The 24,450-nt window shown below is 29.0% G+C and carries 20 protein-coding genes and 2 tRNA genes; 16 read left to right on the top strand and 6 right to left on the bottom strand.

The window, feature by feature from the left end:
* The first annotated feature begins 7 nt into the window (after positions 1-7).
* On the top strand, positions 8-1,336 hold the full coding sequence (locus VJY32_RS03465) for a hypothetical protein (RefSeq protein ID WP_353676495.1): 1,329 nt from the start codon (positions 8-10) through the stop codon (positions 1,334-1,336).
* A 198-nt stretch (positions 1,337-1,534) separates the two neighbouring features.
* On the opposite strand, the gene VJY32_RS03460 is transcribed toward VJY32_RS03465, so the two are convergent.
* Positions 1,535-1,609 (bottom strand) — tRNA-Pro (locus VJY32_RS03460).
* A 70-nt stretch (positions 1,610-1,679) separates the two neighbouring features.
* On the opposite strand from VJY32_RS03460, the gene VJY32_RS03455 reads away from it, so the two are divergent.
* From VJY32_RS03455 to VJY32_RS03410, 10 genes are all read left to right on the top strand, one after another.
* Complete coding sequence (locus VJY32_RS03455; RefSeq protein ID WP_353676494.1) at positions 1,680-2,771, top strand: OmpA family protein; 1,092 nt, start codon at positions 1,680-1,682, stop codon at positions 2,769-2,771.
* A gap of 179 nt (positions 2,772-2,950) precedes the next feature.
* Entirely contained in the window at positions 2,951-3,499 is a 549-nt protein-coding gene (pyrR, locus tag VJY32_RS03450) for a bifunctional pyr operon transcriptional regulator/uracil phosphoribosyltransferase PyrR (RefSeq protein WP_353676493.1), read from the top strand.
* A gap of 10 nt (positions 3,500-3,509) precedes the next feature.
* Positions 3,510-4,433 carry an aspartate carbamoyltransferase catalytic subunit gene (locus tag VJY32_RS03445; protein ID WP_353676492.1) on the top strand — a complete coding sequence of 308 codons (924 nt, stop codon included), beginning with the start codon at positions 3,510-3,512 and terminating at the stop codon, positions 4,431-4,433.
* 10 nt (positions 4,434-4,443) lie between these two features.
* Positions 4,444-5,733 (top strand): dihydroorotase, encoded by a 1,290-nt coding sequence (locus VJY32_RS03440; RefSeq protein WP_353676491.1) that lies wholly within the window; start codon positions 4,444-4,446, stop codon positions 5,731-5,733.
* Between the two features lie 139 nt (positions 5,734-5,872).
* A complete protein-coding gene (locus VJY32_RS03435; protein ID WP_353676490.1) occupies positions 5,873-6,700 on the top strand; it encodes a fibronectin type III domain-containing protein in 828 nt (275 codons plus the stop codon).
* Positions 6,701-6,820: 120 nt separating this feature from the next.
* The gene (locus VJY32_RS03430; RefSeq protein ID WP_353676489.1) at positions 6,821-7,267 is read left to right on the top strand and encodes a DUF4783 domain-containing protein; all 447 of its coding nucleotides are present in this window, start codon (positions 6,821-6,823) and stop codon (positions 7,265-7,267) included.
* 7 nt (positions 7,268-7,274) lie between these two features.
* A complete protein-coding gene (locus VJY32_RS03425; RefSeq protein WP_353676488.1) occupies positions 7,275-11,063 on the top strand; it encodes a sensor histidine kinase in 3,789 nt (1,262 codons plus the stop codon).
* Positions 11,064-11,065: 2 nt separating this feature from the next.
* Positions 11,066-14,602 carry a UvrD-helicase domain-containing protein gene (locus VJY32_RS03420; RefSeq protein ID WP_353676487.1) on the top strand — a complete coding sequence of 1,179 codons (3,537 nt, stop codon included), beginning with the start codon at positions 11,066-11,068 and terminating at the stop codon, positions 14,600-14,602.
* Positions 14,569-15,651: an N-acetylmuramoyl-L-alanine amidase family protein gene (locus tag VJY32_RS03415; RefSeq protein WP_353676486.1), complete on the top strand. Its 1,083-nt coding sequence runs from the start codon at positions 14,569-14,571 to the stop codon at positions 15,649-15,651. The genes VJY32_RS03420 and VJY32_RS03415 overlap by 34 nt, the downstream gene beginning before the upstream one ends.
* A 44-nt stretch (positions 15,652-15,695) precedes the next feature.
* Positions 15,696-16,712, top strand: coding sequence for a guanosine monophosphate reductase (locus VJY32_RS03410; RefSeq protein ID WP_353676485.1), 1,017 nt, complete (start codon positions 15,696-15,698; stop codon positions 16,710-16,712).
* 20 nt (positions 16,713-16,732) lie between these two features.
* Here VJY32_RS03410 and VJY32_RS03405 read toward each other — a convergent pair whose 3' ends face one another.
* The 5 genes from VJY32_RS03405 to VJY32_RS03385 all read right to left on the bottom strand — a co-directional run bounded on the left by VJY32_RS03405 (position 16,733) and on the right by VJY32_RS03385 (position 20,961).
* A complete protein-coding gene (locus VJY32_RS03405; protein ID WP_353676484.1) occupies positions 16,733-18,955 on the bottom strand; it encodes a heavy metal translocating P-type ATPase in 2,223 nt (740 codons plus the stop codon).
* Between the two features lie 2 nt (positions 18,956-18,957).
* Complete coding sequence (locus VJY32_RS03400) at positions 18,958-19,161, bottom strand: heavy-metal-associated domain-containing protein (protein ID WP_353676483.1); 204 nt, start codon at positions 19,159-19,161, stop codon at positions 18,958-18,960.
* 94 nt (positions 19,162-19,255) lie between these two features.
* A complete protein-coding gene (locus VJY32_RS03395; protein WP_353676482.1) occupies positions 19,256-19,843 on the bottom strand; it encodes an AraC family transcriptional regulator in 588 nt (195 codons plus the stop codon).
* Positions 19,840-20,343 carry a hypothetical protein gene (locus VJY32_RS03390; RefSeq protein WP_353676481.1) on the bottom strand — a complete coding sequence of 168 codons (504 nt, stop codon included), beginning with the start codon at positions 20,341-20,343 and terminating at the stop codon, positions 19,840-19,842. The genes VJY32_RS03395 and VJY32_RS03390 overlap by 4 nt, the downstream gene beginning before the upstream one ends.
* 135 nt (positions 20,344-20,478) lie before the next feature.
* Entirely contained in the window at positions 20,479-20,961 is a 483-nt protein-coding gene (locus tag VJY32_RS03385; protein WP_353676480.1) for a hypothetical protein, read from the bottom strand.
* Between the two features lie 276 nt (positions 20,962-21,237).
* Between VJY32_RS03385 and VJY32_RS03380 the strand changes: the two genes are divergently transcribed.
* The 5 genes from VJY32_RS03380 (at position 21,238) to rsmH (ending at position 24,449) form a co-directional block, all read left to right on the top strand.
* On the top strand, positions 21,238-21,540 hold the full coding sequence (locus VJY32_RS03380) for an HU family DNA-binding protein (RefSeq protein ID WP_353676479.1): 303 nt from the start codon (positions 21,238-21,240) through the stop codon (positions 21,538-21,540).
* Between the two features lie 12 nt (positions 21,541-21,552).
* The gene (locus tag VJY32_RS03375; RefSeq protein ID WP_353676478.1) at positions 21,553-22,278 is read left to right on the top strand and encodes a tetratricopeptide repeat protein; all 726 of its coding nucleotides are present in this window, start codon (positions 21,553-21,555) and stop codon (positions 22,276-22,278) included.
* Positions 22,279-22,395: 117 nt separating this feature from the next.
* Positions 22,396-22,468: transfer RNA gene (locus VJY32_RS03370), tRNA-Thr, on the top strand.
* A 614-nt stretch (positions 22,469-23,082) separates the two neighbouring features.
* Positions 23,083-23,532 carry a division/cell wall cluster transcriptional repressor MraZ gene (gene mraZ / locus VJY32_RS03365; protein WP_353676477.1) on the top strand — a complete coding sequence of 150 codons (450 nt, stop codon included), beginning with the start codon at positions 23,083-23,085 and terminating at the stop codon, positions 23,530-23,532.
* Complete coding sequence (gene rsmH, locus VJY32_RS03360) at positions 23,529-24,449, top strand: 16S rRNA (cytosine(1402)-N(4))-methyltransferase RsmH (protein ID WP_353676476.1); 921 nt, start codon at positions 23,529-23,531, stop codon at positions 24,447-24,449. Before mraZ ends, rsmH begins: the two co-directional genes overlap by 4 nt.
* The last annotated feature ends 1 nt before the right edge of the window (position 24,450 follow it).

Raw genomic sequence — 24,450 nt, 5'->3', positions numbered from 1 at the left:
GTAATGTATGTTAACAAAAATCAAATTATTAACAAGTTACCTTGTTATAATTAGTATTATTCTTTCGGGTACAATATTTATCAGCTGTGAAAGTACAAAGACAGCTCCTATTGTACCAGCACCTCCTACGCCTGTTACGTCCCCAGCCCCGCTGGTTCTTACTGGTTATGTGAAAGATGCTGTTACATTAGCTGGAATTCAAAGTGCTACAGTAATTCTTGCAAATGAAAATGGGGATATACTCACTACACTTGCCACTGATGGATCAGGAAAATATCAATATGATGTAACAAATATTCCTGGAGCTAAATTAAATATCAGTGCGTCTGCAGCTTCTTATAGTGCAAAAAGAGTTGTTGCAACTTTAAATAAGTCAAACTACACTTCTACTGTTCCGGTAGCTTATTTAACAAAAATTACTGGAACAACTCAAAATGTTGTAGCAGCAAGTGGTGGACAAGTTAATAATAGTTCAACCGAATCTGTTTCAGGTAGGCCTCTAACATTACAAATTCCTGCTAATGCTCTATCTCAAAATACTTCAATTACAGTTTCATCAATTTCTGTAAACAATGCAGTATCACTGCCAGCATCGTTAAATAAAATGATAGCATCTGCTGGTAATTTTGAACCAACAGGATTGAGGTTCCTTCAACCGGTAACAGTTTCATTCCCACTACCTTATACTACAACTCCTGGTAAGCAATTAACATTATTCAAGCTAAATCCTAATACTATAATTTGGGAAAATCAGGGTACAGCAATAGTTGATGCAGATGGTAAATCAGCAACAGCACAATTGACTGGTTTTTCTTCTTGGTGTGTAACAGATAATGGTACTTTTACACAAACAAGCTTTAATGATACTCAAGCTGATGCGACTGAACAAACTGTTCCTAATGGGCAGACAGTTCAACATTCATATACACCTATAGTTAATGTTATACAAAAAACAGGTGATTTAAGTGATACATGGATAAGAAATATTATTGGCAGTATTGATGCATTTTCAGCATATGATTATAGATTGAATTCCCAGGGCCAAATTCAGCCTGTTACAATTACTTACACGGCAACTCCACAACCAGATTTACCAAATGAATATAAGAAAGATCTGGATGGGGATGGAAATCTTGACCATTATAATCCTAATGCACCAAATGAAAGAGGTACATGGGTCTGGTCTGCTGTAGTTCAAAGATTTTTGGTTTCTATTTCAGGGATAGTAACAATTGGTGACCAATCCGCTCAAGTAACAGTTAATTTTAAAGTTTATAAAAAGGTACGAAATAACTGGACTTGGGTCAAAAAGCATGATCAGGGAATTGGAGGTTAAGATAATTTAAGAATGATTATTCAATTTTATGAAGAATGCTTTTTGAAATAAAATATGGAGTTGAACAAATAGTGAGTTGATTTGATGTTGTAGAAATTTCGCTTTGATAAAAAAAATCATGAATTTTGTTAATAATAGGGAAGAATAATTGTGCAGCTTTTTTACAATTTTATAATAGTTTTTGGAATCGAATCATTGTCGGGGTGGAGAGATTTGAACTCTCGACCTCTTCGTCCCGAACGAAGCGCGCTAACCGGGCTGCGCTACACCCCGATTCATGCCTGCAAAAATATTGTTTTTAATTCTGATATAAAAATGCATTTAAATTAAATAGGAGGGTAAGATGAAAAAATTTATTTTAATGATTTTATCAATTCTTTTTATAACAATTACGATACAAGCTCAACTAGCTAAAAGTAGCTGGTCGCTTGGAGCTGGATTTACTTATCCACGCTTTGTTAATGTTAATGTCACTGCTACTAACAAGAACTTTGGTGGATTTTTATCCCTGCAAAGAAATTTTTCTGAACATGTTGGACTTCGTTTGACAGGTTCATATCTGCATTTAGAAGGTGAATGGGGAACTCCTGTAAATACATCCGAGACAAATGTAATAATGGGTAATCTCGACGCATTGTACTATGTAGTTCCTTGTGAATCAGTTTCTCCATATTTGTTTTTAGGAGGTGGACTTGATTATCGTATGCTTACTAATAAAGCAACACCTACATTGGATGATAATGCATTAGCCGCTCAATTTAATGGTGGTGTAGGATTGGAGTGGGAATTAACTTCTTGCTGGAAATTAATATCTGAAGCAAGTTATCATCTCGTTACTAATTCTGAATTTGATGGAGCTTTAGGTGTGGGTGAAATAAATGGAAAAGATTCTTACATGACAGTAAAACTTGGTGTACTATATTACTTCTCTAAAGGAGAACCTTCCAAACTATGTCAACTTTATTCAGGATTAAGTGTGGAAGGTGCACCGAAAGTTGATTATGAGAGAATTGAAGAAATTGTAAAAAGATACATTCCACGTGAAGTGGTAAAAGAGGTTGTTGTTGAAAAACCAGTAAGCGCTACTGCTGCTAAAGCAGAAAAATGGGTACTCGTTGGTGTCAATTTTGAATTTAATAGTGCCAAGATTACTCCTGAATCATATCCAATTCTTTTTGATGCTGCTAAAACTTTACTTGAAAATCCAAACCTGAATGTTGAAATTCAAGGTTATACAGATAATATAGGTTCGGAAGCATATAATAAGAAACTGTCTCAGAAAAGAGCTGATGTTGTTAAGAACTATTTAATCTCGAAAGGGATTAGTGCTAATAGACTTAAGGCTGTAGGTTATGGTGAATCAAATCCAATTGCTGATAATAATACTGCTGAAGGTCGAGCAATGAATAGAAGAATTGAGTTTAAAATTCAGTAATTTGAAATTAATATGCCTCTTTACTTTAAAGAGGCATTCTTATAAGTTTGCATTAAAAATTATCCTTTAATTTTATCCAGAGAGATAAAAAGGAATGCTTATAAAGAAATTTTTTAATTAAAGATTCCTCGGTGACCATATGTCAACGAGGATTTTTTTTATATAGAAAGAGGGAAATTATGGATATAAAAGCAAAAATAGTTGACGAAGAAGGATTGAATAGAACAATAACTCGACTTGCTCATGAAATTCTTGAAAGAAATAAAGGCTCAAGAAATATTGTTTTAATTGGAATGAGAACTCGAGGTGAATTTATTGCCAACCGAATAAAGTCAAAAATAAAAGATATTGAAAATTATGAACCTGATTTCGGTATACTTGATGTTACACTTTATAGAGACGATTTTAGAACAAGGTTAAAACAACCAGAAGTTTCTGTTACAAATATTACATTTGATATTAATGAAAAAGATGTAATACTTATTGATGATGTTTTGTACACAGGCAGAACAGTTCGTGCGGCTCTTGATGCTATTATGGATTTAGGAAGGCCAAGTACAATACAGCTTTGTGTTCTGGTTGACAGAGGTCACCGCGAATTGCCTATTAAAGCTGATTTTGTCGGTAAAAATATTCCAACTTCAATTAATGAAGAAATTCGTGTTAGACTCAAAGAAATTGATGGAGAAGATGCTATATATTTAGTAAATGTTCCAAGTAAAAATTAAAAGGTAAAAAATGGCACTATCAAGCAGACATTTGCTGGGTTTATATGGGGTACCAAAAGAAGATATTCAATTAATTTTGGATACTGCAACAACATTTCGCGAAGTACTTGAAAGACCAATTAAAAAGGTACCTACACTTCAGGGCAAAACAATTGTAAATCTATTTTATGAAAATTCAACTCGTACGAGAATTTCTTTTGAACTTGCTCAAAAGAGATTATCGGCTGATACTATTAATTTTTCAACATCAACAAGTAGTACAAAAAAAGGAGAAACATTTAAAGATACTGTAAGAAATATTGAAGCTATGAAAGTTGATATGATTGTAGTAAGACATCAATCTGCAGGTGTGCCACAATTCTTAACAAAAATTACAAAGGCAAATATTATTAATGCAGGTGATGGATTGCACGAACACCCAACTCAAGCTTTACTCGATATGTATTCAATAAGAGAAAAATTTGGAACTTTGAAGGGATTAAATGTTTGCATTATAGGTGATATTGCTCACAGCAGAGTTGCGATGTCAAATATCTTTGGTTTGAAAACGATGGGAGCTAATGTCTCTGTATGTGGACCGGCAACAATGATTCCAATGGGAATTGAATCACTTGGTGTTAAAGTATTGCACAATATTGATAAAGCTATTGCGAATAATGATGTATTAAATGTACTTAGAATTCAGCTTGAAAGAGATGCAGGAAGAAGAATTCCTTCAACAAGAGAATATCATAATTATTTTGGGATAACAGCTGACAGAATTGAAAAGAACAATAAAAATATTGTGATACTTCATCCAGGCCCAATAAATAGAGGTGTTGAACTCTCATCTGAAGTAGCTGATGGACCTTATCAGATAATTTTAGATCAGGTTACAAATGGAGTTGCCATTAGAATGGCAGTTCTTTATTTACTTGGTACAATGATAAATTAAAAGGTGATAAATGAAAATAATACTGAAACAAGTAATCCTCCTTAATCCTTATCAAAATCTTAATGAAAAAAACGATTTATTGATTGAAGATGGTATTATAAAAAAAATAGGAAATCTTACTGAAGAAGATTTCAAAACTTCGGAAGTTTTTGATTTTGAAAATAAATATTGTGTACCTGGATTATTTGATATGCATGTTCATTTAAGAGAGCCTGGCAGAGAAGATGAAGAAACAATCGAAACAGGCTGTATTGCTGCTGCCGCAGGTGGATTTACAGAGATTGCATGTATGCCCAATACAAATCCAAATATTGATTCAGCTGAAGTAGTTAGATATATAAAAGATAAATCTAAAGATCTTCTTGTTGAAGTTTACCCAATTGGAGCAGCAACACTTGAGAGGAAAGGTGAAGCTATAGCTCCAATGTATGAACTGGTTGAAGCAGGAGCTGTTGCATTTTCTGATGATGGAAATTCTATAAAGACTGCTGGCATACTAAGACATGTAATGGAGTATGCTCGAATGTTAAATGTTCCAATAATAGAACATTGCGAAGATGAATCTTTAGCATGTGGTGCAATGAATGAAGGTGTGGTCTCTACAATTCTTGGGTTACCTGGAATTCCGAATGTTGCTGAAGATTTAATTGTAATACGAGATATTTTAATGGCAGAGTTTACAGGTGCAAAAATTCATATTGCGCATATAAGTTCAAAAAATGCTGTTGAATTTGTTCGGCAAGCGAAAAAGAAAAATATTCAAATTACAGCTGAAGCAACTCCACATCATTTTACACTTACAGATGAATCTCTTAAAACATACGACACGAATTTTAAAATGAGTCCCCCACTTCGTACAGGGGAAGATGTTCAAGCAATAATTGAAGGATTAAAAGATGGTACAATTGACTGTATAGCAAGCGACCATGCACCACATTCTATAGAAGAAAAAGAGATGGAATTTATTTATGCACCAAACGGTATTGTAGGATTGGAAACTCAATTAGGTTTAGCATTGAGCGAACTTGTTCATAAAAAGCATCTTACATTATCACAATTAGTTGAGAAATTTTCTATCAATCCAAGAAAAATCTTAAATATTCCTATTCCATTAATTAAAGAAGGAGAAAATGCAAATCTTACAATTTTTGATAAAGATTTAATCTGGACAGTTGACATTTCCAAGTTTAAATCCAAATCAAAAAACTCGCCTTTTGATAAACATCTTCTTACCGGGAAATCTGTTGCAGTGATTAATAAAAGGAAAATGTTTTTTGATGATAAATTTTTTAGCATATAAAATAATTCTGAAATAATAATCAATAGTGTATAAAATTAGATACAAATAACTTTTCTATAATTCATTTTTGTGAAATTTTATGGTTATTATTGCTGGCATTTCAATTGAACTATTTTCTCCAACATTTATGGAGAAAAAAATGAAAAAGCTGATTTTTTTAGTTACTGTAATAATTACAACAATTATTCTTACCGGATGCGATATTTATATTAATGACCGGTTTGATGATACTCCGCCTTCACCTCCTACAAATATTAGAACAATAACAGGTGATAAACGAGTTGATATTTACTGGGATCATAGTCCTGAAAGAGATGTTGCTGGCTATAATGTTTATTATAGTTATTCTTATAATGGGAAATATACTTTAATCGGAAGCACAAGCAATAATTATTTTATTGATGATGGATGTGAAAATGGAGTTACTTATTATTATGCTGTAACAGCATATGATTATAATAACAATGAAAGTGAACTTAGCAAAGATGTAGTTTATGATACTCCGCGTCCCGAAGGATTTAATCAAGCAGTTTTTGATTACAACATTTCACCAAATAATTCGGGTTATGATTTCAGCAATTATCAGGTTGTAGCTTACAATAGTGATAATGCAGATTTCTTTTTTGAAAATTATAACGGAACTTATTATGTAACTGTCTGGGAAGATACAGATATTCAAGATATGGGAGAAACAAGAGATATTTATGATGTAAGTTATGCACCCCTTGATGGCTGGGTTACTAAAAAATCAGGAGAAAATATTAAATATACAGAAGCAATAATTGGTCATACATACGTAATCTGGACATGGGATAATCATTATGCCAAAATTAGAATAAAAAATATAACAAGAGAAAGAATGGTATTTGATTGGGCATATCAGCTTGCAGAAGGAAATAGAGAATTAAAAAGAAGTGCAACTGACTTTAATCGAAATAATATGCTCAAAAATATTCTTCGGAAATAATATGTATTTCACTTTTAGTCTGTCAGAAGCATATTCCATAAAAGGGATATGCTTTTTTATTTCTTTTAATTTATTTTATTGATGTAGATTATTGTTGCAAAAATTTTTAAAGGTATTGAATTGAAAAATTTTATTCAAAAAGCTTTTTGTTATTTAGCTTTGATTCTTTTCACACTATTAATCTTTTTTTATACAGAAGAAAATTATTCCCAGAATATTAAACTTTCAGATGTAAACAAAATATTTATTCATATCGAAGATGGATTAAATAATAATGCAATTGATAAGTTTGCAAGTTACTTCTCAGAAAAAAATTTCATAAGTCTGAAAAATGGCAACTCGGGATATTTTAGTGCAAATCAATCATATTATGTCATAAAAGATTTTTTAAGTATTTACAAACCACTATCTTTTAAGCTGACAAATATTGTAACAGATTCAACAAATCCATTTGCATCAGGTGTTTTGAGATATAATAATAACGGAATTAGAGGAACAGCAGTAGTATTTATATCATTACAATTGGTCAATAATCAATGGCGAATTTCACAAATCACAATTAACTAAGTTCTAAATGAGATTTTATTTATCAAGAATTGGTATAAAAGGAATTATCTTAATTTGTTTAATGATTATATTGTTACTATCAGGAATAATATACTCCATATTTTTAAGAAGTAATAAATACAATTGGGAAAATCTTGTTAAAGAAAGAATAAAGAGAAATGAAAGTTTGATTCAAAATTCTTTTAATGAAAAATTAGAATTACTTTTTAATAATGCTGCAAATATAAAAAATGATGTTCGTTCAATAATTATTAATAATAAATTTATATCTGATACTCGTCAATATACTTCTTCGATTTTGCAAATTTATGATGAACAAAAAAATTTATTATTCTGGGATTCAAAATCATTTTTAGAGCAAACACAATATTTCAATTCTGAATTTGTAGGCAAGCCATTCTTTTTTGATAATGACTTATTTGTATACTTAACTGTGATTGATACACTTCAACATGGTCATAAATTATTTTATCTGTCAGTTAATATTCCAGTAGAAAAAAAATATAGTCTTGGAAAAAATAAGAATTTTACTAACTGGTCTGAATTGCTCTCTCAAATACTAAATACTAATGTTGAAATTATTTATAACAAAGATGAAGCAATAAAAAAAGATGGAAGATTTCACTCCTATGATTTAATGAATAACAATAACAAAATTGCTACAGTAATTTTTGAAAAACCTGCAGTTGATTTTATATTGAATGAAATGAGTAACTCAGTTAAAACATTTCAGCTAATTTTACTGTTTTTAATTTTTTTTGATTTAATCTGGATATTGTCCCCTCGAATAAAAAGTCTTAAAAATAATTTAATAAGGTTTTTGCTATATACATTAATAGCAGCATCAATTAGATTATTGCTGTTTATTTTTAACTTTCCTTCATCATATTTCAGAAATTCGTTGACAAATGCTTCATATTTCTCATCAACATTTGCATTTGGAATAGTTCGTTCACCTCTTGAATTTACAATTACAGTAATTACAGTTTTGATTATTGTATCGATAGGATTTAGTTATGCATCAAAATATTATTTGTCAAATAAAAGTTTCAAAAACTCGTGGAAAATATTTATTGCTTTGTGGTTAATATTTTCATTTTTGATATTACTTATCTGGCGAGGATTGGGTGCTTCGCTGCGAAGTGTAATTTTTGACTCTACAATACGTTACTTCAAAGAATTTAATCTTATCCCGGATACCCCAACTTTTTTAATGGACTTAAATATTTTACTTCTTGGAATCTCAGCAATTTTATTTTCTTTAATATTATTAATGTTACTCTATTCTTTTAATCCATTTAAAGGAAATAAAGATTCATCATTAAAATTATTTGCATTGTTATTTGTTCTTTTACAAATATCTGGCTGGGCATTTGACAATTTTCAAAAACAACCTCAAGGGACTCCTGCAATTCGTTTTGTTTATATTAGTGTGATTTTTCTTCTTACATATCTATTATTATTTGGAAATTTCAAAAACTTTCTTAAATACATATACATTGCATTTGGAGCTTCAATAGCAACTGTGAGTCTGCTGACATATTACAATTCTGAAATAGAAAGAGAGTCATTAAAAACTACTGCTCAGGATTTAACACGAGCCAATCAAAATATTTATCAGTTTATGATTTATCAAACATTGAATGAAATACGAAACAATAAAGATGTTTTTGATGCATTCGAGAAGTATAAAAATTTTTACTCATTAGCTTTTGTTACATGGACTAAAAGCCTGCTGCATAATGAATCAATACCTTCATTTATTAATTTTTATGATAAAGAAAAAAAATTGAAAGGTTATTTCTCCTCATTCAAACAAAATATTTCAATAATTGAAAATGAATTGAAAGATTATAATGTTACTAATGATATTACAATTAAAATACTGCCAAATATCTTTGGTGACAAAACTTTAATTAAAGGAATAACAGCAATAAAAAATAATGATAGTATTTTGGGTTATGCAGTAATAGGAGCATTATTCGAAGATATTAATTTTAGATTTCTAAACATGCCAGCATATTTCCTATCTGAGCAGCAAGGAATCTCTTCAGCAATAAATTTAGAGAGAGTTAAGATATTTTATTTTCATAACAAAAAAATATCAAAAGCTTATGGCTCAGTTATTTTATCCCAAGATGATATAAAAAAATTTATTTATGCCGACTTTTCAAAATTCAACGAAGCATGGTTATATTTTAACATAGATAAAGAAAAATATCTTTTTTATGTTCTTAAGTTGAGTGATGATTATTCCAAGATATTAGCTGTTGGAAAAGAGGAAAGAGATTACACCTGGAGTTTATCAGACTTTTTCAAAGTATTTTTTATTCATTCTTTAATAATTCTTCTATCGGTATTCATTGCAGCTTTGTGGAATTATAAATCATTATTAAAATTCCTACAGAGTTACAGGACAAAAATTGCAGCTGTATTTGTAGTAGTAGCTATTGTCCCTTTAATAATATTTTCAGTTTACTTTAAGAATATTACAGAAATCAATAACGAAGAATTTAATTACAATAATTTGTTGAAATTGTCTGAACAATTGAAAGATTATTTTCATAATTATGAAAAAAATAATTTGAAAAATAATTTGTTGATATTTTCAAAAGCATCAGAAGATTTAGGATTGAAATTCACAGTATTTCGTGATAAATATTTGTTATTCAGCACCAATGAAAATTTATATCAATCAAAATTATTTTCTGCAGTTATTCCGGCAAAAATTTATTATGATTTGCAAAGCAAAGGCTACGATAGAGTTTTAATCAAAAATGAATTTGAAAAAATAAATTATAATTCACTTTATTTTAAAATAATTTTTTCGGGTGAAGAATATATTGTTGAAGTGAATGATTTATTTAATGAATTAGAAAATCTTACTCCAGAAAGAGATATAAATGTTTTTATGTTTGGAATAATTTCTCTTGCAGTAATAATGTTGATAATTTTTAGTACGATATTAGCAAATCATATTTCAATGCCTATCAGAAGGCTAACTAATGCTATGCGGTCAGTAGGAATTGGTGATTTGAATATTGAAGTAAAAGGGAAATATTCTGGTGAAATCTATGAACTTGCAAATGGATTTAATAAAATGGTTGCGCAATTAAAGAAAAGTCAAATTGAACTTGCAAGAATTGAAAGAGAAGCAGCATGGAAAGAAATGGCTAAACAGGTAGCTCACGAAATTAAAAATCCTTTGACCCCAATGAAATTATCGGTTCAGCAATTAATTGCAGCTTATAAAGATAAATCTCCAAAATTTGATGATATATTTGATAAAGTTACTTCTACGGTAATCAATCAAATTGAAGTATTAAAAAATATTGCTACCGAATTTTCTAACTTTGCAAGAATGCCAAAATTAAATGTTGAAAAAATTGATTTGAAGAAAGTGACAGAAGAATCAATAAATCTTTTTGCGGATGAAAAGTTATCCATAAAATATGAGATGAAAAATGAAATATATGTATATGCCGATCGTGACCATCTAAGCAGAACAATTATTAATCTTATTCGGAATTCTATTCAGGCTGATGCAAAAAATATTTTAATTACTGCGGAAACTGAAGGTGAATTTTGTTTTCTTAGAATTACAGATGATGGAACTGGAATTCCTGAAGAAAATATTGAAAAAGTTTTTGATGAAAATTTTACTACAAAAAAACAAGGAATGGGATTGGGTTTAAGCATGGCTAAGAAATTTCTTGACAGTATTGGCGGCAGTATTGAAATTGAAAAAACATCAGAAAATGGAACAACTTTTTTAATTAAAATTCCTGTTGCATAAATATGCTTACTCAATATCAACAAAAAGCTCTTGATTACAATAGCCACATTTTGTTGTCAGCAAATGCTGGCTCAGGAAAAACATTTGTTCTTGCAAAGAGATTTGTAAATATTTTACTAAATGATGATGTTCAGCTTGAAAATCTTGTTGCAATTACATTTACTGATAAAGCAGCAGGCGAGCTTAATAAAAAAATTGCAAACGAAATCGATGAACGAATTCAAAATGAAAATGATGATATAACAAGAAAAAAATTAGAAAGTATAAGACGTCAACTCGTTTCGGCTAATATTTCAACTATCCATTCATTTTGTGTTAATGTTCTAAGGGAATTTGCTCCTGAAGCTAAAATAGATGTTAATTTTAATCCAATAGACCAAATAACGGCAGATGAATTATTAGAATTATCAATAGATGAATCACTGAACAATTTAATTTTAGATAAGGAATATCAAGATAAATTAAAGTATTTAATCAGGTTCTTTGGTTCTAAAAAAATTCTTGTTCAACATCTTAAAACTGCAATAGCATCAAGAAAAATTATTGAACAACATCTAAAAGATTTATACACAAGAACAGAAAATGAAATAGCAAATTATTTCGACAAAAAATTTGAAGAGTTATTTAATCAATTATTTGATAAAAAGATTGAAGAATTAATAAGTATTGTGAGAATAATTAATGATGCAGCAAAAAAGCAAAATGAAAATTGCCAAATTGCAATTGATGTTGTAGCAATACTTTCAAAATATCCGAAAGCAAAAAAGATTAAAGAAAAAATTACTCTAATAAAATTAATTGATGAAAAAATAATTACTGATAGCAGCCGAACAGTCAGAAAAACAGGTTACTTAAACAAGAATCGAGATGATTACAGTAAAGAAATAAATACTGCTGAAGAAATATTTTCAATAATGAAAAATTTTTATGATATACAGAATGACAATAAACTGCATTTCGAACTTGCAAGATTCGGGAAAAACTTTATTGATATTTATAATTATGTACTCAATGTTTATTCTGAAAAGAAACATCAAAGAAGCTATCTTGATTTTGAAGATATTCTTTTGTTTACACAAAATATCTTGAAACTAGATGATGTAAAATTATACCTGCAGAAAAAATATAAATACATTATGATTGATGAATACCAGGATACAAACGAGCTTCAATATAAAATATTTATGCCAATACTGGATGATTTAAAAACAGGAAATCTTTTTGTTGTTGGAGATGAAAAACAAAGTATTTATATGTTTAGAGATGCAGAGCTTGAAATATTTAATAGAACTAAAGAAGAAATTAAAAGAAGTGAGCCAGAAGGGAAATTATTGAATCTTCCACACAGTTTTCGAATGGCTCCTCAAATTATACTTTTTACGAATAAGCTTTTTTCAAAATTATTTACAAATCCTGAGCCATTTTATAATGAAGTTGAATATAGTGAATTGATATGTACTAAAGATGAAACAGAAGAAGGAACGGTTGAATTTATCCTTGCAGATGCTGCAAAAGAAATAACCGAAGCCGAAATGGTTGCAAATAAAATTATCGAAATTACTTCAGGTGCAAGTAAAAAAGTAGAATTTAGAGATATTGGAATATTATGCAGAAAGAGAGACTATTTTGAAGAACTGGAAAAAGAATTTATTAAAAAGAAAATTCCATATATAATTGTTGGAGGAAAAGGATTTTATCAGCAGCAAATTATATATGACATTTATAATTATCTTTCATTTTTAATAAATCAAAACGACGATGCTGCATTAATTGGAATCTTGCGTTCTCCTTTTTATACTATTTCAGATACAGAACTATATGAGATATCACTTGAAGAGGGAAAAAATTTTTTTGAAAAGTTTATTAACAAATCCAGTCAAAATGAAAATTACAAAACAATAGTAAATCAGATTCTGAAGCATATAGATATGGCAATCAGTTCTGAACTTTATGCTTTAATAAGGCAAATATTATTGGATACAAATTATTGGGCTGTAATTGCTTCTAAGAGAAATTCAGAACAAGAACTTGCAAATATCAATAAGTTAATTTCGTTAGCAAGAAATTATTCGAAAAAAAGTTTTAAGAATCTTTATGATTTTGTATTTGCACTGAAGAATTCCATAAAAACAATTGAAGATGAGAGTCAAGCACAAATTGTTAAAGATGAAGATGCAGTTAAGTTGCTAACAATTCATCAAGCAAAAGGATTGGAATATAAAGCAGTATTTATTTATGGCTGCAATGGTTATACAAAAGAAGATTCTGTTAGAACAAGAGGTATGAATATTGATAAAGTTTTTGGTTTCCTTGTTAAAGTTCCATTAAATAATGATTATTACGATGGCTATTATACACCTCCAGTAGCTGCTCTTTATAATTATATTAATTACAAAAAAAATATAGCAGAAATAAAAAGATTAATTTATGTGGCTGTTACAAGAGCAATGAATTATCTTTATATAAGCTTGACACATAAAGATTTTAAACCACAACGCGATTCATTTTTTTATTTTATTAATGAAGGACTGAAATTAGATTTTTCGGCTGATGAACTTATATTGAAAGATAAGGTCAAATTTATGAAGAAAGATGAAAGCGGATATAATTTTTATGATAAAGATTATGAAATGAAAGTATTATTTATTAAAGAATTAATACCAATTGAGTTATCAACTCAAAAGAAAGAAAAAAATTTTATTAAGCATGAATTTTTAATTGATAAAATAAAAGACCAACCAGAAAAGGAAATTATATCTGCCACAAAAATTTCAATGTATAATCAATGTCCAGTAAAATATGAACTGACATACGAACTTGGATACACAACGATTTATGATATGATAAAAAAATACAGGAACCAGTACGAATTTAATTTAAAAGAAGATTATGAAATGAAATTTTATTCTGATGTTAAAGGAAAAATAATTCATTCAGTATTAAAAGAAAATCCTGCAATAGATAATCTTGAAAATCTTATAGAAAAAGCGATTGGTGAAGAGTCAATTAAGGAAGAAGAATTAAAGATTAAGTTGAAAGATAAATTATTAGAGGAGCTAAAAAAATTTTGCTCTTCAAATGAATATAAAAATCTGTTAAATTCTAAATCAAAAAATGAAATTGAAATTTATTGCGAAGAAGGGAAACATTATCTCTATGGAATCATTGACAAATTAATTTTTGAAAATGATAAATTGATAATAGTTGATTATAAAACAGATAGTATCAAAAAAGAAGAAATTAATAATCGAGCTGAAGAATATTTCATTCAGCTGAAGTATTATGCTTACATTTTGAAAAAATATTTTACGGAATATGATAAATTTGTTATGAAAATAATTTTTATAAATTATCCTGATGATTTTGTTCAAAAAGAAATATGTGATGAAGAACTAAAATTATTCGGCATAGAATTAAATGAATTTATTGACAGGATGATAACAGGAAATTTTAATCCAAATCTAAATCACTGTAAAAAATGTCATTTCGCATTAGATGGGGAAAAATGTATAAAAAGCATTTCTTCAGAACTCTCTTAAAATATTTTTCAATTATTGTGTTTGTCTTTTTGTGGACATCCTGTTCAACCTGCAAATTCCCTCTCTATGAAATTCCACCAGACTGGAAAGATTTATCGAGAAGGGACAGCGTTATTAAATTATACTCAAAATATCTGAGTGGCAAAAAAATATTTTTAGACCCTGGACACGGAGGGGAAGACCGTAAAAATAAAAGCAGAAATGGTGAAATAATTGAAGCAGATGTAAATCTAAAAGTTGCATTATACTTAAAAGATTATTTAGAAAAAGCAGGGGCTATTGTTTTTATGTCTCGACAAAATGATGAAACAGTTCCACTAACATTAAGACCTGAACTTGCAAATAACAGTAATGCAGATTTATTTATCAGTATTCATCATAATGCACCTGCAAAATGGGAAGATGATTATACAAATTACACTTCAACTTATTATCATGCTAAGGAAGAAAATTATGAATTTGAACCTTGTGAGAAAGATTTGGCAAAATATATTCAGCGTGATTTATCATATGTTATGGGAAATCCCGGTGGATTAGGTTCTTTTGACGGCACTTATTCTGACTATAACATTTATCCCGGTGAAGGATTTTATGTATTAAGAAAAACAAAAATGCCCTCAGTTCTTGTTGAATGTGCATTTCATACAAGCAGATTAGAAATATTACGATTGAATGACGAAACTTTTAATCAAATTCAGGCATGGGGCATTTTCAGGGGTATTGCAAAATATTACAGAGCTGGAATACCACAAATCGAAATTATGATGGATAGTTTGTCTTACCAGAAAAATATTTTAAAAGTGGTTGTATCTTTAAGAGATTCAGCTCAAATAAATCCCAAATCAATTGCTGTATATTTTGATAAAAAGGAGATAGATTATTCATTCGATAAGCTGAATAACATTTTATCTTTTTCAGTTGAAGTAACTGAAAATAAAGAACATTTATTAAGAATTGTTTGTGCTAATAAAAATGGAAATCATTCTTTACCTTTTCATAAAAAAATATCAGTCAGAGAAAATGAGATTAATATTTATCCTTTTGAATAAAAAGTGATTACAGAAAATTTTTAAAAAAATTGAAGGAGCAATAAATGAAAATTTATTCCAAACAAGAATTGAACAATTATTTTTTATCACTTACTTATGATGATATAAGCTTAGTTCCAACAGAAATATCTCATGTAAAAACAAGATCAAGTATTAATACAAAGTCAAAATTTCTTGATATGGAATTGTCTCTGCCAATAATTTCAAGTCCAATGGATACAGTAACTGGAATTGAGATGGCAAAGGAATTATCAAATCAGGGTTGTCTTGGAATTGTTAATCGCTTTGATTCATCATTAAAGGAAATATTTAGTAACGGCAAAGTTGTTGAAGGAGTTAAAGCTGTATCAATCAGCTTAAATGCTGATGGAGAATTAATTGAAAAGATTGCAGAAAATAATTTAATTATATGCATTGATACTGCAAATGCCAATAATGCATTTGTTCTTAAAAAGTGTGAAGAAATTAAATCAAGGTATAATGTAAAAGTGATAGTTGGAAATATTGCTTCGGGTATAACCTTGAGAGATATATCAAATGCTGGTGCTGATGCAGTTCGAATTGGGATTGGAGGGGGAAGTGTATGTACTACTTCAATTCAAACAGGAATTGGAATTGGCCAGATTTCTTCATTGCTCGATGTTTATTTTGTAAGAGAAGAACAAAAAATAAAAATAGATTTAATTGCAGATGGAGGAATAAAAAATCCTGGCGACATTACAAAAGCATTAGCTTGCGGTGCTGATGCAGTTATGCTTGGAAGAATGCTTGCTGGCACTAAAGAGACTCCTGGTGAAGTTATAAAATACAATGACCAGCTCTGGAAAAAGTATCGAGGCTCAGCTTCTTTTGGAGTTAAAATGAAAAATGAATTTATTGAAGGTGAAGAAACATTAATTCCTTATAAAGGAACTGTTAAAAATGTCATTAATGCAATTTCGGATGGTTTGAGAAGTGCAATGAGTTATTTAAATTGCAACAGCATTGATGAATTAAAGAAAATAAATTCTTTTGCAGTGCTTAGCACTAGTTCTTACATAGAAAGATTGCCAAGAAAATAATATAGGATTCGAAACAAAATTTATTTTTTTCTGAATTTGTAATTGAGTCTTAATGAATTTGTTACTACAGAAACTGAACTTAATGACATAGCGAGAGCTGCAAACATAGGATTTAATATACCGAATGCAGCGAGTGGAATTAAGATTGTGTTATAAATAAAAGCCCAGAACAAATTTTGTTTTATTGTTTTGATTGTTTTGCCTGATAATTCAATTAATTTCACTACATTGATTAAGTTGCCTTTTAGCAATGTTATATCAGCTGTTTCAATTGCTATATCAGTTCCGGTTCCAATAGCTATACTTACATCTGCTTGAGCAAGAGCTGGTGCATCGTTAATTCCATCTCCAATCATAGCAACTATGTTTCTATTATTCTGATATTGTTTTACAATATTTGCCTTTTCTTCAGGTAGAACTTCAGCTTTAAATTCATTTATACCTATTTTTTTTGCAATAATCTCAGCTGTTAATTTATTATCCCCGGTTAACATAACAGTGTGAATATTCATATCATTCAATTTTGATACTGCTTCAATAGCAGTAGTCTTTATTTTATCTTCTATCAATATGAACCCTTTTAATGTATTATCAATTGCTATGCTAACAATTGTTTTTCCTTGATTTGATAATTCTTCATACTTACTTTCTAAATTGTTTAACTTGATTGAATACTCTTTCATTAAATTCATCGTTCCAATTATAACTGGTATGTTATTTACTATTCCAGCTATACCAAATCCAGAATGATTGGTAAATGTTTCGGGAGATGTTAAATTAATTTTTAGTTCTTTTGCTTTTTCAACAATTGATTTTGCAAGTGGATGTTCTGATTTTGTTTCAAGTGAAGCAGCATAAAAAAGAAGTTCATTTTTATCAATATTAAAAGGATATATTTCTGAAACTTCTGGTCTTCCTTCTGTAATGGTTCCAGTTTTATCAAAAATAATAGTTGAAATTTTATGTGCTAATTCTATTGCTTCACTGTTTTTAAATAAAATCCCATTAGATGCTCCAATTCCAGTTCCAACAATAATTGCAGTTGGAGTTGCAAGACCCAGTGCACATGGACAGGCTACAATTAATACCGCTACAAAATTTATTAAAGCATTGCTGAATGAATGTTCAGATGAGAAGATTAGCCAGCTTATGAATGTAATTAAAGCAATTACAATAACTGATGGTACAAAAACACCAGCAATTTTATCAACTAATTTTTGAATAGGTGGTTTTGTCGCCTGGGCATTCTGCACCAATTTAATTATTTGTCCTAAAACAGAATTATCACCTGTTTGTGTTACCTTGAAGTTGAACGTACCATTAATATTAATTGTACCACCAATAACTTTTGAATTAATATTTTTTTCGACAGGAATAGTTTCACCTGTAATCATTGATTCATCAACAAAAGATTTTCCATTTATGATTATTCCATCTGCTGGAATTTTTTCCCCGGGTTTTATAACAACTATATCTCCAATCTGTAAATCTGTAATTGGGATTTGAATTTCTTTATTATTTTTTATCACAATAGCTGATTTGGGTTTTAATTCAATTAATTTTTTAATAGCATCATTTGTTTTTCTCTTAGCTTTGTGTTCTAACAATTTTCCCATCAGAATAAGTGTGATTATAACCGCAGCAGTATCAAAATAAACATGGGTTTCTTTTTGTGATGAAATGAATATCTCAGGAAATAATGTAACTATACTGCTATATAAGTAAGCTGAACCTGTTCCAATGGCAACAAGAGAATTCATATCTGCTGTAAAGTGTTTAAGATTATTCAAGGATGCACTAAAAAATCTTTTACCCGAAATGAAAATTATTGGAGTTGTAAGAATAAAAAGTATTTTTTTTATCTGCTCAGAATTTAATGGTAAAATTTCATTGAAAAATTTATAATCCATAAACATATTGATAATAAAAACAGGCAAGGTAAGAATTAATGCAAGAGCAAATTCTTTTTTTAATTTTGTATAATAATCATTTTCTGATAGTATGTTTTCATCTGCTTCTTTTTGGGTAGATTCATTAATTTTTAATTCATAACCATATTCCTTTAATGCTGCAGAAATTTTTTCAAGATTTATTGTATTGCTTTCGGCTTCGAATCGGACACGTTCAGTTGCAAGGTTGACATTGACATTTTTTATCCCTTCAAAGTTGCTTATAATTTTTTCAACTCGAGTAACACAACTTGCGCATGTCATCCCTTCAACAGGTAAATCAAATGTTTTCATGGCTAATTCTTTCTTACTTTGTATCCTGCATTATTAATTGCTTTTTCAATTTCTTCTTCTTTTATGTTTGATTCGTTAAATGTAACTTTTGCTGAACCAATTTTTACTTCAAATGACTCAAGATTTAACCTAGATAATTCTTTTTCAACTGCCATTACGCAATGATGGCAACTCATTCCATCTATAATGAATTCTTTTGTTATCATTTTTTGCTCCATTTTTTAATTATAAAAATAGATAATGTCAAACAAGAATGTTTATATATTATTAGAAAAAAATTATAAAATTATTTGATAATTTTTATGAAGTGATTTTATCTAATGGCTTTCTAATGTTTTTTGTTATCTTTTTGAATTCACTTGCAGAAAGACCTGTTATTTTTTTGAATTGATTTGACAAATGCTGAACGCTGCTGTATCCTAATTTGAAAGCAATTTCACTTAAAGTAAGTTCATCATATTTTAATAATTCTTTTGCTCTTTCAATTTTTTGCAAGATAATAAATTGCTCAATAGTAATGCTTTCTAGTGAGGAGAAAAGTGAACTTAAGTAATTGTAATCAAGCCCAATGTTTTCTTCGATAAGTCTGGAAAAATTTTTATTGCCAATTAAAAAATCTTCATTACTATAAATTGTAGAAATTATAATGCTTTTAATTTTTTCAACAATTTTTGCTTTTCTATTTTCAAGCAATTCAAATCCATTTTCTTTTAGGACTTTTTTGATTTCATTTAACTTATTTTTATCAATATCTGAGGTGGTTTCAACTTCTCCAAGAGAAATTTTATTTACGACTACACCAATATTTTCTAATTCTTCCTTAACAACTTTTATGCATCGATTACAAACCATGTTTTTTATGTAAAGAATAGTCGTTTTAGAAATCATTTTTTATTGTTGTTTTTCTTTTTTGTATCGGGGCTGTATAAATATTTATCATCCTCGGAATATTTACTCAGAATATCATGATTATTTTTGTCTTTGAAATCTTTTCTGCTTTTTTCGTGATTATATTTTGGGGTTTGAATTTTTTCATGATTCATACTGCTCTTAGAATTATTGTTCAAAATCTCAATCCTTTTGTTTTTATTATTTCTTTCTGCATTTATGTTGTATTTAATTTCCGCTTTAATAATCTTTTTATTTTGTTGTAGATTTTGTTTTGAATTTGGTAATGAATAATTATTTATGTTTTGTCCTTGAGCTAAGTCTATTTTATAATCCGGAATTTGATTTAATGATTCTTTTTTATATGTGTTTTTAATCTCTTGTGCTGCCGGTTTTTCCCCTGGTTCTTTCTTGTTAACAATTTTAGAAATAACAATTGTTAAAATTGTCAATATGACAGTTACTTCCAGAATTATGTATATGATTGGTATTAATTCCATAAAACAAATAAATAAAAAAATTTCTTTGGTTACAATTATGATGTGTAAAATAATTATATAAATTGATACAGAAAAAAATGAATTTTTTTAGTGTGAGTTATAACAAAAAGTATAGAGATGATTTTGTAAAATCAATTACCTTGCAACAGGCATAATTTTGAGTTCTACTAATTTCTCATCATTATCAGTATAATAATTGAGCAAATTAATATTTGTTCTGTCAGAAGAGTATGTTCTATCAGATGAATTTTGATTATTAAGATTATTTGAATTATTACTTCTATTAATTTCATTTTTGAATTTGTTCAGTGATTCACTTTTTCTGAATACAGGATTAGAATTCATTATTTCTATTCTTGGTTTCAAATTTTTTGTTTTATAATATGTTGTTTTTTTAGTTCTATAATTTTGTGAATAAGAATTATTTCTGTATTGATTCTGGTTATTTACTGGTTCATTTCTTTCTATTTTTGTGGTGTAAACATTTACCACTGGTTTTGGGTTAATTATCCGTTGAGGAATATTTAGTTGATTAAATTTGTTTTTCTCTTCTTCTATGATTGGATTTTTCTCGGCTTTAATTTTATATGAGATGTAAGAAATTATAATTACTATCATCATTAATCCGAAGAAGAGAATCAAACTCGTATATATAATAGGTAATAAACTCATTTTTTATCCTTTCATTTTTGACTTTAAGATACAAAACATATACCAGTAAAAACCTTTGGTTTTTGAAGAATATGAGAATGGTTGATAGAAATATTTATCTAAAAAATAGAATCTGTTTAATTATGAAACAGTATCAACGATCGAATCGTATCTCTAAATTGGATATAAATTTAAGATTTGATATTTTTTCAACTGTAATTTATAACTTAGGGGAAAAATGTTATGACAAAAGCCGATATAGTTGATAGAGTTGCTCTCGGAACTGGGCTTACAAAGCTTGAAACCGAAGCTATTATTGAAGGATTTTTGAATACTATAATTGAAGCTCTTAAAGAAGGGAAAGGAATTGAAATTAGAGGTTTTGGAAGCTATAGAGTAAAAAAGAAAAAAGCTAGATATGCAAGAAATCCAAGAACTGGCGAAACTGTTTTTGTAGATGAACATTATGTTCCGGTTTTTAAATTTTCCAAGGATTTTAAAACAGCAGTTGATAATGGAATGAAAGAAAAAAATTCACTTAAATAATTTATGAATGAAATGGAAAAAAATAATAGATGTACTGTTTGCGGCGAGCCAGTTGAGCCTGATTATAATTTTTGTCCAAGTTGTGGTGCAAAAATTGGTGAAGCTGTAAAACGATCAAATATTTCTGAAAAAAAGATAAAACAAAAAAATCCAAAATCAGAAGAACAAATTCAGGCAAAAAAAATTTCAACTGCAAAAATTATTTACGTATTAATTTTTCTTGTTGCAATTGGTGGAATAATAATTTATTCATCAGGGATATTTGATAAACCGATACAAAATATCAAGACAAATCAAATGCCAGATGATGAAATTCATCGTGGGATTAATTTACAAAGCATACAACAAATAAATGAACTTGAAGAAGAGTTAAAAGCCAATCCAGAAGATAAATCAAAATTGTTAACACTTGCTCATCTTTTGAATGATTCTGGATTTAAGGAAAGAGCAATTGAGAAATACAAAGAGTACTTGAAAAGTGATTCAAAAAATTCTGATGTGCTTGTAGATATGGCTGTTTGTTATTATGAATTAGGAAATAATGAAGAAGCAATAAAGTTGATGAAAGAAGCATTGAAATATCAACCGAAACATCAAATAGCATATTTGAATTTAGGAATTGTTTCTCTTGCAAGCGGGAATCACGATGAAGCAATTTCCTGGTGGAAAAAAGCAGTTGAAATAAATCCTGATAATGAAATTGGAAAAAGAGCACAAGAGTTAATTAAATCACATTAAAAAAAGGAGAGAACTATGCCTTGTGGAAGAAAAAGAAAACGCCATAAAATGGCAACTCATAAGCGCAAAAAAAGATTGCGCAAGAACAGACATAAAAAGAAATTAAGATAATCTAAAGCCATCTTAGCTCAGCTGGTAGAGCAGCGCATTCGTAATGCGCGGGTCGGGGGTTCGAGTCCCCCAGATGGCTCAATTGTTTATTTTAGTTTTCTATAAAATATCTCATATTAAAGTCCCCCAAGTTATAACTTAGAAACCACTGAAAAATAAATTTTGAATTAACTGTCATTCAAGTTTCCACTGGTATTCCAATATAAAAACAGAAATCTCTTTCATAATCAATAGATTCCTGACTGCCCATAAAGAGGTTCACACAGGAATAACACATTGAATTTTCCAGTACTCTTACTTAATTATATTAACTTCATTTTCTTCAGATTATTCGATAACAAGTTATTATTTCTTTTATCTTTATATAACCCTTCTCCTAATGTTTGAAGTTGTGTGAATTTATCAGAAAATATTTCAACTCAACTCTATTACCTCGCCAGAGTTCAATGAAGTCTATGGAATTTCTGTTTAAAGTGAAGAGAAATTTCGTTTTATCTTTATTATTAATTCCCTCTTATATTAATAGCAGTATTTAAGGTGAGTTTTATAATAAGTTAACTTCCCCATAATCTTTTCATACTAAAAAAGTGAATTAATTTCAAAAAAAATCTTGACAATCCCATATAAAAACAGTTATTTTGCACCCAAGTGGGAAAAAGTGTTTAATTGTGGCAAATATCGGGAAGAATTATCATGTTCATGGGGAGTTTCAAATATTCAATTGATTCAAAAGGAAGAATTAGTATTCCATACAGATTTCGTAAATATATAAATCCTGAAGCAGATGGAACATTCATAATGACTCGAGGCTTGTATAGGAATATTGATGTCTATCCTCTTGATTTCTGGAAATCCGAAGTGTTAGTTCGAATAGACCAGCTTGATGATTATATTCCAGAAGAAGCTACATTTAAAAGAATGCTTTTTGAATTATCTGCAGAAGATAAACTTGATTCACAGTCACGTTTACTAATTCCTAAAAATCTTCTTGAATTTGCCGGCATTGATAAAGAAGTTTTTATTCTTGGACAAAACAAAAAATTTGAACTCTGGAATCCAAACATTTATGAAGAATACAAAAAAGAAATTAATGTTCCTTATGCTGAATACTCAAAAAATATTATGCAGCAAAAGAAGAAATGAATTTGCATACTCCAGTTCTCCTGAAGGAGAGCATAAATTTATTAATAACAAAAAATGATGGAGTTTATTTTGAAGGCACTGCAGGTTTTGGTGGACATACAGAAGCAATTCTTAAAAATCTTAATCAAAGAGGTAAATTAATTGCAACAGACAAAGATGAGAATGCATTTAAATACTGTAAAGAAAAATTTCAATCTGACAAAAGATTTTCAATTTATAATACAACATTTTCTAATATCGATATTATTTCCAAGATTGAGTTCATTGAAAAGTTTGACGGCATCTTTGTAGATCTCGGGGTTTCTTCTTATCAGCTCGATAATAGTGAAGCGGGCTTTACATTTAGAGAAGACTCACCCCTTGATCTTAGGATGAATAAAAATGAAGGTATTACTGCTGCTGATGTTCTAAATAATTTATCAGAGAAAGAAATTGCTGATATCCTGTTCAAATTTGGGGAAGAAAAAAAATCGAGACTTATAGCTAAGAGAATAGTTGAAGCCAGAACAAAGAGAAAATTCGAAACCACTTTTCAACTAAAAGAAATTATTGAAAAAATTGTTCCGCCAAATTATTTGCTTAAATCATTGTCGAGGGTTTTTCAGGCATTGCGAATTTATGTGAACAATGAACTGGAAGAGCTAAAATTATTTTTAGATAAATCAATTAATCTGCTTAATAAAAATGGCAGAATAGTGGTATTAACTTATCATTCGTTGGAAGACAGAATTGTAAAAGAAAAATTTAAGTATGAAACTCTAAAATGTGTATGTCCAGCTGGAACTCCGGTTTGTATTTGTGGCAAAGAGCAGCGTTTGAAATTAGTTAATTCAAAACCAATTGTTCCTTCTGAAGATGAAATTAAAAAAAATAAAAGAGCAAGAAGTGCAAAACTAAGAGCTGCAGAAAGAATTTAAT

Source organism: Rosettibacter primus (genome assembly GCF_036860675.1).
Lineage (GTDB): Bacteria > Bacteroidota > Ignavibacteria > Ignavibacteriales > Melioribacteraceae > Rosettibacter > Rosettibacter primus.
The sequence above is the reverse complement of the archived record's forward strand: the minus strand, read 5'-3'. Positions and strand labels throughout refer to the sequence as shown.

Bases quoted from the DNA above. Each gene is read 5' to 3' on its own strand.
- VJY32_RS03465 (WP_353676495.1), top strand. From the start codon at position 8: ATGTTAACAAAAATCAAATTATTAACAAGTTACCTTGTTATAATTAGT.
- VJY32_RS03455 (WP_353676494.1), top strand. From the start codon at position 1,680: ATGAAAAAATTTATTTTAATGATTTTATCAATTCTTTTTATAACAATT.
- pyrR (WP_353676493.1), top strand. From the start codon at position 2,951: ATGGATATAAAAGCAAAAATAGTTGACGAAGAAGGATTGAATAGAACA.
- VJY32_RS03445 (WP_353676492.1), top strand. From the start codon at position 3,510: ATGGCACTATCAAGCAGACATTTGCTGGGTTTATATGGGGTACCAAAA.
- VJY32_RS03440 (WP_353676491.1), top strand. From the start codon at position 4,444: ATGAAAATAATACTGAAACAAGTAATCCTCCTTAATCCTTATCAAAAT.
- VJY32_RS03435 (WP_353676490.1), top strand. From the start codon at position 5,873: ATGAAAAAGCTGATTTTTTTAGTTACTGTAATAATTACAACAATTATT.
- VJY32_RS03425 (WP_353676488.1), top strand. From the start codon at position 7,275: ATGAGATTTTATTTATCAAGAATTGGTATAAAAGGAATTATCTTAATT.
- VJY32_RS03420 (WP_353676487.1), top strand. From the start codon at position 11,066: ATGCTTACTCAATATCAACAAAAAGCTCTTGATTACAATAGCCACATT.
- VJY32_RS03415 (WP_353676486.1), top strand. From the start codon at position 14,569: ATGTATAAAAAGCATTTCTTCAGAACTCTCTTAAAATATTTTTCAATT.
- VJY32_RS03410 (WP_353676485.1), top strand. From the start codon at position 15,696: ATGAAAATTTATTCCAAACAAGAATTGAACAATTATTTTTTATCACTT.
- VJY32_RS03405 (WP_353676484.1), bottom strand. From the start codon at position 18,955: ATGAAAACATTTGATTTACCTGTTGAAGGGATGACATGCGCAAGTTGT.
- VJY32_RS03400 (WP_353676483.1), bottom strand. From the start codon at position 19,161: ATGATAACAAAAGAATTCATTATAGATGGAATGAGTTGCCATCATTGC.
- VJY32_RS03395 (WP_353676482.1), bottom strand. From the start codon at position 19,843: ATGATTTCTAAAACGACTATTCTTTACATAAAAAACATGGTTTGTAAT.
- VJY32_RS03390 (WP_353676481.1), bottom strand. From the start codon at position 20,343: ATGGAATTAATACCAATCATATACATAATTCTGGAAGTAACTGTCATA.
- VJY32_RS03385 (WP_353676480.1), bottom strand. From the start codon at position 20,961: ATGATAGTAATTATAATTTCTTACATCTCATATAAAATTAAAGCCGAG.
- VJY32_RS03380 (WP_353676479.1), top strand. From the start codon at position 21,238: ATGACAAAAGCCGATATAGTTGATAGAGTTGCTCTCGGAACTGGGCTT.
- VJY32_RS03375 (WP_353676478.1), top strand. From the start codon at position 21,553: ATGGAAAAAAATAATAGATGTACTGTTTGCGGCGAGCCAGTTGAGCCT.
- mraZ (WP_353676477.1), top strand. From the start codon at position 23,083: ATGTTCATGGGGAGTTTCAAATATTCAATTGATTCAAAAGGAAGAATT.
- rsmH (WP_353676476.1), top strand. From the start codon at position 23,529: ATGAATTTGCATACTCCAGTTCTCCTGAAGGAGAGCATAAATTTATTA.